Origin of the sequence: Arthrobacter sp. NPDC056493 (assembly GCF_042795115.1) — a bacterium.
Classification (GTDB): domain Bacteria; phylum Actinomycetota; class Actinomycetes; order Actinomycetales; family Micrococcaceae; genus Arthrobacter.
On the sequence record NZ_JBHTSL010000070.1, the window covers coordinates 1 to 12,750 of the forward strand.

Consider the following 12,750-nt stretch of genomic DNA (forward strand, 5'->3'; position numbering starts at 1 on the left):
CCGCGGCGGGTGCCAGAGTTTTTAAGAGCCCGAAGGCGGTTTAGGCCTTCGCTGCGGCGGCCGCCTCGGCGGCGGCGGGCAGTGCTTCAAAGATCCGGTTCATGGCGGCGTCGTCGTGCGCCGCGGACAGGAACCAGGCCTCGAAGACGGACGGCGGGAGGTAGACGCCCGAATCCAGCATGGAGTGGAAGAAGGGCGCGTAGCGGAACGACTCCTGCTTCAGTGCGTCGCTGTAGTTGTGGACCCCCTGCCCGGACGTTCCGAACGCCACCGAGAACAAGTTGCCTGCACGCTGGATGGAGTGGTCAACGCCGGCCGCATCCAGGGCGGAGGACAGGGCGCCGGACAGTTCCAGCGACCGCGCGTCCACGAACGAGTACACGTCCCGGGTGGCGTGCGTCAGGGTGGCGACGCCGGCAGCCATGGCCACCGGGTTGCCGGACAGCGTGCCCGCCTGGTAGACGGGACCGATCGGCGCCAGGTAGTCCATGACGTCCGCACGGCCGCCGAGGGCCGCCGTCGGCATGCCCCCGCCGATCACCTTGCCGAAGGTCAGCAGGTCGGGGGTCCACTTCTCCGTAGCGTCAGCGGCGCCGCCGGTGAGTCCCCAATAGCCCGAGTAGCCGGTGCGGAAGCCGGTCAGGACCTCGTCGACGATCAGGAGGGCGCCGTGGGCGGCGGTGATCCGTGAGAGGCCCGCGTTGAAGCCCTCGCCTGGCGTCACCACGCCCATGTTGGCGGGCGCCGCCTCGGTGATGACGGCGGCGATGTTGGGCCCGTGCTCGGCGAAGGCGGCCTCGACGGCGCCGAGGTCGTTGTAGGGCAGCACCAGGGTCTCGGCAGCGGTGGCGGCCGTGACGCCGGCGGAGCCGGGCAGCGCGAGGGTGGCCACGCCGGAGCCGGCGGACGCGAGCAGCCCGTCAAGGTGCCCGTGGTAGCAGCCGGCGAACTTGATGACCAGGTTGCGGCCGGTGAAGCCCCGGGCCAGCCGGATCGCCGTCATGGTGGCTTCCGTGCCGGTGGACACCATGCGCAGCCGTTCGACGGCGGAAACGCGTTCCTTGACGATGGCCGCGAGGTTGGCCTCATCGGGGGTCGAGGCGCCGAAGGAGAGGCCGCGGTCCACAGCAGCGTGCACGGCGTCGAGGACGGCCGGGTGGGCGTGCCCCAGCAGGGCCGGGCCCCAGGAGCACACCAGGTCCACATATTCCTTGCCGTCGGCGTCGGTCAGGTACGGGCCCTTGGCCGCCACCATGAAGCGGGGGGTGCCGCCGACGGAACCGAAGGCGCGGACCGGGGAGTTCACGCCGCCGGGCATCAGCTGGCGGGCGCGGTCGAAAAGTTCCTCGTTGCGAGGGGTACTGGAAGTCATGGTTTCCATTCTTTCAGTCTGCGGGAGTGTCACCGGACAGTGTCTCCGGAAAGCAGCTCGGCCACGCGCGGTGCCACCACCGTGCCGAAGAGTTCGATGCAGCGCATCATGGATTCGTGCGGCAGCGTGCCGTTGCCGTATTTCAGGTCGAAGCGGTCGACGCCGAGGTTCCGCTTAAGCAGTGCTATCTTCTGCGCCACCGTCTCGGGCGAACCGACGTACAGCGCGCCCTCGGGCCCGCACATGGCGTCGAATTCCCGGCGGTTTCCCGGGCCCCAGCCCCGCTCGGCGCCGATCCTGTTCCGCTGGGCAAGCCAGTGCGGAAAAAGCTCCTCGCGGGCCGCCTCGTCGGTCTCGGCGATGTGGCCGGGGGAATGCGTGGCGATTTGCTGCATGGGCTGGCCGTACTTGGCCATCGCCTCGCGGTACAGGTCCACCAGCGGGGCGAACGCGCGGGGCTGGCCGCCGATGATGGCAAAGATGATCGGATAGCCGTATTCCGCGCACCGCAGGACAGACTCCGGGGTTCCGCCCACGCCGATCCAGGCCGGCAGCAGGTGGTGCTCCAGCGGCGGATACACGCTCAACCCGGCCAGCGCGGGCCGCGTGCGGCCCTCCCAATGGACCGGCTTTTGCGCGCGCACCCTGTCGAACAGCTCGAGTTTCTCCTCGAACAGCACCTCGTAGTCCGCCAGGTCCAGGCCGAACAGCGGAAACGACTCGACAAACGAGCCGCGGCCCAGCATCACCTCGGCGCGGCCGCCGGACAGGGCGTCCACGGTGGAGAAGCGCTGGAACACCCTGATGGGGTCGTCCGAGCTCAGGACGGTCACGGCCGAACCGAGCCGGATCCGGGTGGTGCTGGCCGCGGCGGCTGCGAGGAACACCTCGGGGGCGGACACGGCGAAGTCGCGGCGGTGGTGCTCCCCCACACCAAAGGCGTGAAGCCCGACGGCGTCAGCCAGGACCGCCTGGTCCAGCAGCTCCCGCAGCACCCGGGCATGCGGCTTCGGTTCCCCGGCGCCGTCCACGCCGACGTCGCCGAACGTGTTCAGGCCCAGCAGGATCTTGCCGGGGCCCACGGGAGCGGTCGGCCCCGTGCCTGGCGCCGGCATCAGGATTCCCTGAGCCAGCCGGCGATTTCGCTGGCCCAGTACGTGAGGACCAGGTTTGCCCCGGCGCGGCGGATGCCAAGAACAGATTCGGTGATGGCAGACCGCCGGTCGATCCAGCCGTTGGCAGCGGCGGCCTCGATCATGGCGTACTCGCCGGAGATCTGGTAGGCGGCGACCGGAACGGGGCTCATTTCGGCGACGTCGGCCAGGATGTCGAGGTAGCTCATGGCCGGTTTGACCATCACCATGTCCGCACCCTCGGCAAGGTCAAGTTCCACCTCTTGGATGGCCTCGCGGCGGTTGGCGGCGTCCATCTGGTACGTCCTGCGGTCGCCCTTCAGCTGGGAGTCCACCGCTTCCCGGAACGGGCCGTAGAACGCCGACGCGTACTTCGCGGCGTAGGCCACCACGGCGGTGTTCACGTGGCCGGCGTCCTCCAGGGCCTGGCGGATCACGCCGATCTGTCCGTCCATCATGCCGGACGGGCCCAGCACGTGGGCGCCGGCGTCAGCCTGGGCCACCGCCATCTTCGCGTAGATCTCCAGCGTGGCGTCGTTGTCCACATAGCCGTCGCTGTCCAGGACGCCGCAGTGGCCGTGGTCCGTGAATTCGTCAAGGCAGACGTCGCTCATCACCACGAGACTGTCCCCCACCTCGGCCCGGACGTCACGGATGGCCCTGTTGAGCACCCCGTCCGGGTCCAGCGACGCCGTGCCCTCCGCGTCCCGGGTCTCAGGGATGCCGAACAGCATGATGCCGCCGACGCCCAGTTCCACGGCTTCGGCCGCCGCCCGTTTGAGGGTGTCGGTGGTGTGCTGCACGACGCCCGGCATGGAGGCGATCGGGTTGGGCTCCTGCAGCCCCTCGCGGATGAACGCGGGAAGGATCAGGTCTGCCGCGGCGAGCCGGTGCTCGGCCGTAAGCCTGCGCATGGCGGGGGTGGTGCGGAGCCGCCGGGGGCGGTGGTGCGGAAAGCTCATGTCCTGTCCTTCACTGTCTTCCTGCTGTTGGGAAATGGATGTCTAGGGGGCCAGCGCCAGGATGACGGCGGCGACAAGCCCTTCCGGCGTGGCCTCCCGGGCCGTGGCAGCCACCACGAGGCCCAGGGCTTCCGCCTCGGCCGCTGTCGCCGGGCCGATGGCCACGAGGCGGCAGGGGCCGAGGGGCGCCAGGGTGGCGCCAATGCGCCGCACGGCGGTGGGTGAGGCGGCGACGACGGCGGCCAGGGCCCCGTCGTCGACCTCCACTTTCGCTTCGGCGGGCGTGAGCAACGGCAGCGCGGCGCTGCCTTCACCGCCGGTACCGTCACCGCCAGGCTGGCCGGGGCCGTTCACAGTTTGGCCGAGGCGCCGCGCCGGCTCGGCCGGGAAGTCCACCGTGGCATAGGCCACCACGGTGCGGACCCGGGCGCCCTTCGCCTCCAGCCCCCGCGCCAGCGCAGGGGCCGCGATATCGGCCTGCGGGAGAAGAACCTCGGCGGGACCTCCGGGCCACCCGTTGACGATACCGGCCGCTGAGTGCTCATGCTGCGGCTCGAAGTGCACGGCGATCCCCGCTGCCTCGAGCGCCTTCCGGCTGGCGGGGCCGACGGCGGCAACGCGGGTGGCAGCCGGAAGCCACTCGCGCAGTTTGACTGCGCGCTCCGCCGCCTTTTCCCGCAGCGCGAGGACGGTGGTGGCGGAGCTGACCACGAGCCACTCGAAGCGGCCCGCGCCCAGCGCCTCAAAGGCATCGTCCAGCGCCGCCTGGTCCGGTGCGCGTTCGGCGTCCGTCAGCGGCAGCAGGAGGGGAACCGCGCCGGCCAGCCGCAGCGCCTCCGCGAGGGGCCCGGACCGCTCGGGGCTCCGCGTCACCAGGACACGGCACCCTTCCAGCGGGCGGTCTTCAAGCGTGCGTTCGCCCGCCGGGTACTGCCCGCTCGTCGTTCCCATTTGGTGGCCGGCTGCGGTCAGGACGCCGTCAGGTCCGCGATGTCCGCAGCCCCCGCTGCCAGCAGGACCTCGGCCAGTTCGATGCCGAGCAGGGTGGCGCCCACCTCGGTGAGCCCGTCCGTGGCCCGCTTGTCCCGCACCGAGGCGGTGCCGTCCACAGCACACACCACGGCTTCCAGGTGAAGCATGCTGCCCTTGCGGTACGCGTAGGCGCCCACGGGGGCGGCGCAGCCTGCCTCGAGCCGGGCCAGCAGTGCACGCTCAGCCGTGACCGCAAGCCTGGTGTCGGCGTCGTCAAGGGCGGCCAGCGCCTGGGCGAGCACGCCCTGCGACCCTTCGGTGGAGCCGACCCGGCGGGGCGCCTCGGCGGTGCGGCATTCGATGGCCAGCGATCCCTGGCCGGCTGCCGGGAGCATGATGTCCGTTTCCAGGTATTCGGTGACCGTGTCCAGGCGGCCGATCCGCTCCAGCCCGGCGGCGGCGAGGACGACGGCGTCGAGGTCGCACGACTTCCCGTCAACCACCGCGTCGGTGGCGTTGCCGGGCAGCCCGGGCACGCGGCCCAGCCGAGTGTCCACGTTGCCTCGGATGTCCACGATGTCCAGGTCGGGGCGGACGGCGCGCAGCTGCGCAGCCCGGCGCGGAGAGCCGGTGCCCACGCGGGCGCCCTTGGGCAGGTCGGCCAGCTTGAGGCCGTCGCGGGCGCAGAGGACGTCGCGGACGTCCACCCGGGGCGGGGTTGCGGCCAGCGCCAGGCCCTGGGCGGAACCCGTGGGCAGGTCTTTCAGGGAGTGGACGGCCACGTCGCATTCGTTCCGCAGCAGCGCGTCGCGCAGCGCGGCGACGAAGACGCCGGTGCCGCCCATCTGGGACAGCGATCCGGTGAGGACGTCGCCGTCGGTCCTGACGTGGACAAGCTCGACGTCGAAACCCCCGACGGCGGCCAGCCGGTCGGCGGTCTGCTGCGTCTGGGTCAGGGCGAGCTTGCTCGCCCTGGTGCCGATCCGTACCGTCACTTCGCGTCCTGCCCGGCGGCCGGGTAGGGGTCGTGCCCCTGGCCGACCGTGGTGTCGGCGCCGGCAATGGTGGGCTTTTCGCCGCGGAAGTTTTCGCAGCAGCCGGGGCGGCATACGTCGTACCACGGGCCGAGGCCCGTGACGGCCTGGCGGTCGGCGATGTTGTTCGCGACCGTGCGTTCACAGATCAATTCCACGAGCCCCTCGACGAAGCGGCGGTGCGTTCCCGGAGTGGGTACCCGCGTGGCGGCGAGGCCGAGGTCCTGGCAGGTCTGCAGCGCTTCGGTGTCCAGGTCCCAGACGACCTCCATGTGGTCGCTGACGAAGCCCAGTGGCACGATCACGATGCCCGCGACGCCCTGCTTGGCGAGCTCTTCGATGGCGTCGTTGATGTCCGGCTCGAGCCACGGGATGTGCGGGGCACCGGACCGGGACTGGTAGACGAGCGACCACGGGGCGGGCAGGCCGGACTCGGCTTCCACGCGGCGCATGATCTCCGCGCCGTTGGCCAGGTGCTGTGCCACGTAGGCGGAATCCTCGGCAAACTCACGGGGCTCGTCCCCGGAGCGGCCGGCGGCCACCGCATCCCGGGTGGGGATGGAGTGCGTGGCGAAGAGCACGTGGATGGGGGCGTCGGGCTTGCCGGCGGCGGCCAGCTGCGCGCGCACCTCGGCGACTCCCTGGGCGGTGCCCGCAATGAAGGGCTCCACGAAGCCGGGGTGGTCGAAGTACTGGCGGACCTTGTCCACTTCCAGCCTGCCGTCGAGCCCGGTTTCGGTCAGTGCCATGCCGATGTCCTCGCGGTACTGGCGGCAGCTGGAGTAGCAGGAGTACGCGCTCGTGGTGAGCATCAGCAGCCGGCGGTGGCCGGCGTCGTATGCGTCCTGGAGGGTCTGCGGGATGTAGGGATCCCAGTTGCGGTTGCCCCAGAGCACGGGCAGCTCGATGCCCCGCGCAGCCAGCTCGGCTTCGAGGGCTGCCTTCAGCTCGCGGTTCTGCTGGTTGATCGGGCTGATGCCGCCGTTGGCGCGGTAGTGGTGGGACACCTCTTCGAGGCGCTCATCGGGGATCCCCCGGCCGCGGGTGACGTTGCGGAGGAACGGGATCACGTCGTCCTGGCCCTCGGGACCGCCAAAGGAGGCGAGGAGGACGCCGTCGTATTCCTTGGGGGCCATCCTGCCGGCCTCGGTGACCGGATTTCCGGTGCCCTCCTGGGGATCCAGCGGGCTCATGCGAGGACCTCGGCGATCTCACTGGCCGTGATCCGCCGCCCGGTGTAGAAGGGGATCTCCTCGCGGACGTGGTTGCGCGCTTCGGTGGAGCGCAGGTGGCGCATCAGGTCCACGAGGTCCACGAGCTCGGGCGCCTCCAGGCCAAGGATCCACTCCCAGTCGCCCAGCGCGAAGGAGGAAACGGTGTTGGAGATGACCTGCGGGAAGTCGCGGCCCAGCAGTCCGTGGTCACGCAGCATCTGGCCGCGCTCGTTGTCCGGCAGCAGGTACCACTCATAGGAGCGGACGAACGGGTACACGCACAGCCATTCGGCCGGTTCGACGCCGCGGGAGAAGGCCGGGGTGTGGTTCTTGGCGAACTCCGCCTCGCGGTGGACGCCCATGGCGGACCATACGAGTTCGGTTCCCGCGAACAGCTTGCTGCGGCGGATATCCCGGATGGCCTGCTGCAGCGCCTCGGGCTTGGGGCCGTGGAGCCAGACCATGACGTCGGCGTCGGCGCGCATGGCGGAAACGTCGTAGCTTCCACGGTGGGTCACCCCTCCCTCGGCCAGGCGTGCTACCAGGGCGTCGAAATCCTCGGCGGCATCGGCGCTGCGGAGGACCTCGGCGGAGCGCTTGAAAACGGTCCAGAGGGTGAAGAACTGCTCGGCTGATTCTTCGGTTTTAGTGACAGATTCGGCAGGAGTGTGGCTCATGGTTACTATCCTGCCCCTTCCATGCGGCCTAAGTCGAAAAACTCGACTTCTACGTCGCGTAGAAGTGGTTTATTTCACAGCGACCGCCGGATCCGGACTGCAGCCACACCCGCCGCCCCTGCCAGCGCCAGCAGCCCTGCTCCCCACCACACCTGCGGCGCAATGGTGCCGCTCCGCGAGACGCCCATAACGGCATTTTCGGCCGGTCCCCGCGTGTAGGGCGAGCTGATCGTGGCCATGTTGTTGGGGCCGGCAAGCTGTGCCGAGCCCCAGACTCCGCCAGCAATGCCCGCGGCCGAGCGTCCCCGCAGCCCGGCTCCGCCTGACAGGCCCGCAATCTCCCCGAACGGGCTGGCGTCCGCGGACTTGGTGCTGGCTGCGCTTTGGGAACTGCCGGCGGCGGGCGCAGAGGATCCGGTGGTTCCTGCCACCGCGCCCGGAATCTGGCCGCCGGGGGTGCCGCCGGTGCCGGTTGAGGGTCCCGGCCAGCCTCCGGCTCCCGTTGCCGTTCCCGACGGCGATGCTGTTCCGGACGAGGATGGGGCCGCCGGCGAGGATGGGGCTGCCGGGCTCGCTGACCGGGTCGGGGCAGGCGCCGAACTTCCGGACGAGCCTGCCGGCGGGGCTGGAGACGACGGTGCCGGAGTGGTCGGTACGGGAACAGTCGGGACCGGAACGGACGGGACCGGAGAAGTGGGAACCGGAACGGACGGGACCGTGACAGAGGGCGACGGCACGGGAACGGCCGGCGTCGGGCCGGCCGAGATGGTCACAGCGGGATCCGGCGTTGGAATTCGGACCACGGGTGCCAGCGACGGCGGCACCGAGGGTGCGGGCTGGTCCGAGGGCCGGGGTTCCCCCGACCTGTGGTCGTTCGACAGGGCTGCCGCCGCCCAGGCCTCGAGGCCTGCGGCGTCGACGGTGGCGGTGAGCCCCGTCCCGGCAGTGCCGGACTGCTCCGAATCCCCCAGCAGGTCGGACGCAGCAGCGTTGGATGCAGGAACACCTGCGGATAGGACCAGTACCGCCCCGAACGCAGCTGCTGCGGTGCCGCGCCGGAGACCCCCATGGAAACCAGTCAGCGAACGAAAACCATCGGACTTCTGATTGACCATAGTCATCGACCCTAGACACATTTTCGTGCCGGGGAAAACTTGCGGGCGGGCCGGCCAGACGGTATCGCGGGCGGCAGGGAACCTGTCTCCGGGCATCCCCGGGGCCACGGGATGCCCTACGCCAGGAAGGCCGTGACCTGCGCTTTCGTGTCGGCCACCACAGCCGCCAGCCCGTTGCCGGCCAGCCAGCCGCCGACCATCAGCAGCCCGTCGACGCCGGCGCAGACCTGCCGCACTTCGGCAACCCGCTGCCGGTGCCCCACAGCGGCAAAAGGCAGGGCTCCGGCCCAGCTGACGACGTCCCAGTCCACCAGCGCCTCGCGTGTGACGGGCACTGTCAGCAGCGCTGACGCATCCCGCAAGGCCGTGTCAAGCAGTTCCTCGTCCGGTGCTGATTCCGGCCCCGGCGCAGACCCTGCCGAAGCCGCTGAAGCACCCTCGCTGCGCCCATAGGAGAGCCGCAACACGTGCCTGCCGCTTCCGGCCGCTTCCGCTACCCAGTCCCATTTGCCGGTGGCGTGGGTGAGAGCCTTCGCCCGGATTCCCTCCGTTTGCGGCGCCACCAGGATTCCGGTCCCGCGGGGCCGACGGTCCAGCGCCGGGAGATCAACCACGAGTGTCACAAGCTTGACCAAGGGTCCGGGCCCGGGCTGATGCCCGGCCAGGGCCGGGACCGCTTCCCCGAGGAGCCGTACCGCAGACGGCCCGTCCAAAGCGACCACCAGGACGTCTGCCGTGAAGCCGTCCTCCCCCGCCGCTACCTCCCAGCCGCGCGGGGTCCGCGTGACAGCGGTGGCCGCAGTAGCCGGCAGCAGTTGCACGCCGCGCGCCCGGAGGTCCGCCAAGAGCTCCGTGACGAGGGTGTGCATGCCGCCCTTCAGTCCGGCGACGGCGGAGCCTGCCTTGGCAGGTTTGCCCTGGGTCTGCGCGCCCTGCGCCGGCGCGGCCTGGGTTCGCGCGGCCTGGGTTCCGGCCCCCTTGCGCTGGGCGGCCACAGCGGCCGCCAGCGAGCCGTGCCGGGCGACGCCGGCGCGCAACCCCGGGGCGACCATATCGACGTCGAGCAGCCCGGGATCAGCCGAATGCACGCCGCCCACCACGGGTTCCACCAGCCGCTCCAGGACGCGGCGTCCCATTCTGGCCCGCACCAGCGCGGAGACGCTGGAAACCTCGGCGGTGGTCCCTATGGAGGCCGGAAGCAGTTTGTCCAGCGAGGCGCGCAGGGAGCCGCCCAGGCCCAGCGAGCGGCGCACCTCCGGGTCCCACGGATTGGCGGGGATGCCCAGCACGCCTGTCTTGGGAAGTTCACGGGGTCCGCCCGGCAGCTGCACCCAGGCGCCGCCGGGCCGCGGGGCAACGATGTGTCCGCCCAGCCCCAGTTCGGCCGCCAGATCGGCCACCGCGGTGGAACGGGTGGCGAAGGACTCGGCGCCGCTGTCCAGGGTCAGCCCGGCGACGTCGTGCCGGCCCACACAGCCGCCCCACGCGTCGGCAGCTTCCAGCACGGTGGTGTTGAGGCCCGCCCGGGCCAGCTCCCGTGCGGCCAGGAGCCCGGAGATGCCGCCGCCGACCACCAGCGCCGTGCGCCCGGAAGCCGGAGGACTGCCTGCAGCCACGGCCCTTTACTCCGGAGAGATGGAGTGGATGAGTTCGACGACGCGCGTCAGGACGTCCGGGTCCGTCTCCGGCGGTACGCCATGGCCGAGGTTCAGCACATGGCCGGGGGCTGCCGCGCCCGACGCGATGACCTCGCGGACGTGCGCCTCAAGGACCTCCCACGGGGCAGACAGCAGCGCCGGATCGATGTTGCCCTGCAGCGGGACGGTGCCGCCCAGCCGGCGGTTGGCCTCCGCCAGCGGCAGCCGGTAGTCGACGCCGACGACGTCAACACCGACGTCGCGCATGGCCACGAGAAGTTCGGAGGTGCCGGTGCCGAAGTGGACCAGCGGCGCGCCAAGGTCGCGGACGTGGTCCAGCGCCCGGGATGAGGCTGCGGCGACGAAGCGGGTGTAGTCCGCCAGGCCAAGGGAACCCGCCCAGGAGTCAAACAACTGGCCGGCCGAGGCGCCGGCCTCCAACTGGGCGCGGAGGAACAGGCCGGAGGCGTCCGCGGCCCAGTTGGCCAGCGCCGTCCAGGTCTCGGGGTCGGCGTGCATCATGGTGCGCGGACCAAGATGGTCGCGGGAGGGCCGGCCCTCCACCATGTATGCGGCCAGCGTAAAGGGTGCTCCGGCGAAGCCGATCAGCGGGGTCTTGCCGAGCTGGTCCACGGTCAGCCGGACAGCTTCCCGGATGGGTTCGAGCGACTCCTCGGTGAGGCGGGGCAGGGCCGCGACGTCGGCGGCGGTCCGCACGGGCTTGTGCAGGACCGGCCCCACGCCCGGAACTATGTCCACGCCGACGCCGGCAAGCTTGAGCGGAATGACAATGTCGGAGAAGAAGATGCCCGCATCAACGTCGTGCCGGCGCACCGGCTGCAGGGTGATTTCCGAGGCCAGCTCGGGCCGCAGGCAGGACTCCAGCATGGCGACGCCCTCGCGCACCTTCAGGTATTCAGGCAGGGAACGCCCCGCCTGGCGCATGAACCACACCGGACGGCGGCTGGGCTTGCCGCCGCGGTACGCCGTGATGAGCGGAGAGTCTGCAGTGCGTCCGTCGCGAAGCGGATGGCCTGCATCGAGTCCGGTACCGGCGGGGGTTACAGCGCTAGAAGTCATGCCTTTGATTGTGCCCAAATTCGCCCCCAAAAGATAACGACAGCCTGTCATCCCGCGCGTGCCCAACCGGGCCGTGGCCGGAATCACAGCCGCGGAAGCCCCGCTTCCGGGCAGGGGGTTGTTCTACGGGGGTGCGAAAAAGCTATGATTGTCCTGCTGTGGTTCTTTTCTCATTGGTGGCTACACACGCCGACATCGACCTCGAAACCGTTGCTCAGCTGAGCAACGGTTCTTCCGGCATTGCCACGTCCGCCCTCGCCGGTTCCCCGGCGGTCAAGGGCGCGGTTGTCCTTGCCACCTGCAACCGCTACGAAATCTACGGCGAGGCGCCGCACGCCGACGACGTGGAGGCTGCACGCGCCGCCCTGGTGGGCCAGATCAGCGAATCGAGCGGACTCAGCGAGCAGCTGGTGTCCCGGTCATTCAGCACGAACACCGGCCCCGAGGTCACCAAGCACCTGTTCGCCGTGAGCTCGGGACTCGACTCCGCGGTGGTCGGCGAACGTGAAATCGCCGGGCAGGTGCGCCGGGCCCTGATCACCGCCCAGCACGAAGGCACGGCAAGCGCAGGACTGGTCCGCCTGTTCCAGGCCGCCTCCAAGACAGCCAAGGACGTCGGCGCGCAGACTGCGCTCGGCTCCCGCGGCCTGTCCATCGTCTCCGTGGCCCTGGACCTCGCCACCGACCTTTCCGAAGAGACCGACTGGTCGAGGAAAAAGGTTGTGGTGTTCGGCACCGGCGCCTACGCAGGCGCCACCATGGCCCTCCTCCGGGAACGCGGCTGCCGCGACATCTCGGTGTTCTCCTCGTCCGGACGTGCGGCCACCTTCGTGGCAACGCGCGGCGGGACCGCCCTCGACGGCGACTCCCTGCACGCCGCCGTCACCGCCGCCGACGTCATGATCGGCTGCAGCGGCTCGGACACGAGGGTGGAAGCCGACGAGCTCGCCCGGGTCCGCGCCGGGTCCGCCCAGCCGCTGATCGCCATCGACCTGGCGCTCACCCACGATTTTGATCCCGCCGTCGGAGAACTCGACGGCGTGGAGCTGCTGACGCTGGAGTCCGTGCGGCTCGCAGCGCCCCAGGAGCAGGCGGAGTCCCTCGCCCAGGCCAGCACCATGGTTTCCGGCGCCGCCCGGGCTTTTGAACAGGAACGCGAGGCTCGGTCCGTGGACTCGGCCATTGTGGCCCTCCGCCGCCACACCATGAACGTGCTCGACGCGGAAATGGAAAAGGTGCGCGCCCGCCACGGCTGCACCGCCGCTGCCGAAGAGGTGGAGTTTGCGCTGCGCCGCATGGTGAAGCAGCTGCTCCATGTCCCCACGGTGCGCGCCCGCGAGCTGGCATCCAACGGCCAGCAGGACGACTACGTCGCTGCCTTGGAAACCCTGTACGGCATCACGGTGGAGCAGCCGGCTGCCGCATCCAAGGCCGAATGCCCCGTGGACCACAGTGCCCTCGCCCCAAGCCAGCAGAGTACTGGCGCCCTGCCCGAACACGAGGCACACAGGAACTCCGCCTAACCGGCGCATGTTCTGACAAACAAGGTCCCGC

The 12,750-nt window shown here is 70.5% G+C and carries 11 protein-coding genes; 1 reads left to right on the forward strand and 10 read right to left on the reverse strand.

Annotated elements, in window-relative coordinates:
• Window positions 1-40: 40 nt before the first annotated feature.
• The 10 genes from hemL to hemE form a co-directional block, all read right to left on the reverse strand.
• Window positions 41-1,372, reverse strand: coding sequence for a glutamate-1-semialdehyde 2,1-aminomutase (gene hemL / locus ACFQ50_RS21235; RefSeq protein WP_377997604.1), 1,332 nt, complete (start codon window positions 1,370-1,372; stop codon window positions 41-43).
• Window positions 1,373-1,401: 29 nt separating this feature from the next.
• A complete protein-coding gene (locus tag ACFQ50_RS21240; protein WP_377997605.1) occupies window positions 1,402-2,487 on the reverse strand; it encodes an LLM class flavin-dependent oxidoreductase in 1,086 nt (361 codons plus the stop codon).
• Window positions 2,487-3,467 (reverse strand): porphobilinogen synthase, encoded by a 981-nt coding sequence (gene hemB / locus ACFQ50_RS21245; RefSeq protein ID WP_377997606.1) that lies wholly within the window; start codon window positions 3,465-3,467, stop codon window positions 2,487-2,489. The genes ACFQ50_RS21240 and hemB overlap by 1 nt, the downstream gene beginning before the upstream one ends.
• Before the next feature lie 42 nt (window positions 3,468-3,509).
• Window positions 3,510-4,418 carry a uroporphyrinogen-III synthase gene (locus ACFQ50_RS21250; RefSeq protein ID WP_377997607.1) on the reverse strand — a complete coding sequence of 303 codons (909 nt, stop codon included), beginning with the start codon at window positions 4,416-4,418 and terminating at the stop codon, window positions 3,510-3,512.
• Window positions 4,419-4,435: 17 nt separating this feature from the next.
• Window positions 4,436-5,434, reverse strand: coding sequence for a hydroxymethylbilane synthase (hemC, locus tag ACFQ50_RS21255; protein ID WP_377997608.1), 999 nt, complete (start codon window positions 5,432-5,434; stop codon window positions 4,436-4,438).
• Window positions 5,431-6,666: a ferrochelatase gene (locus ACFQ50_RS21260; RefSeq protein ID WP_377997609.1), complete on the reverse strand. Its 1,236-nt coding sequence runs from the start codon at window positions 6,664-6,666 to the stop codon at window positions 5,431-5,433. Before ACFQ50_RS21260 ends, hemC begins: the two co-directional genes overlap by 4 nt.
• Window positions 6,663-7,364, reverse strand: coding sequence for a hydrogen peroxide-dependent heme synthase (gene hemQ / locus ACFQ50_RS21265; RefSeq protein WP_377997610.1), 702 nt, complete (start codon window positions 7,362-7,364; stop codon window positions 6,663-6,665). Before hemQ ends, ACFQ50_RS21260 begins: the two co-directional genes overlap by 4 nt.
• Before the next feature lie 74 nt (window positions 7,365-7,438).
• Window positions 7,439-8,479, reverse strand: a complete 1,041-nt coding sequence (locus ACFQ50_RS21270) for a hypothetical protein (RefSeq protein WP_377997611.1) — start codon at window positions 8,477-8,479, stop codon at window positions 7,439-7,441.
• Window positions 8,480-8,595: 116 nt separating this feature from the next.
• Window positions 8,596-10,095: a protoporphyrinogen oxidase gene (gene hemG, locus ACFQ50_RS21275; RefSeq protein ID WP_377997612.1), complete on the reverse strand. Its 1,500-nt coding sequence runs from the start codon at window positions 10,093-10,095 to the stop codon at window positions 8,596-8,598.
• A 6-nt stretch (window positions 10,096-10,101) separates the two neighbouring features.
• Window positions 10,102-11,196: a uroporphyrinogen decarboxylase gene (hemE, locus tag ACFQ50_RS21280; protein ID WP_377997613.1), complete on the reverse strand. Its 1,095-nt coding sequence runs from the start codon at window positions 11,194-11,196 to the stop codon at window positions 10,102-10,104.
• 158 nt (window positions 11,197-11,354) lie between these two features.
• Between hemE and ACFQ50_RS21285 the strand changes: the two genes are divergently transcribed.
• Entirely contained in the window at window positions 11,355-12,719 is a 1,365-nt protein-coding gene (locus tag ACFQ50_RS21285) for a glutamyl-tRNA reductase (protein ID WP_377997614.1), read from the forward strand.
• The last annotated feature ends 31 nt before the right edge of the window (window positions 12,720-12,750 follow it).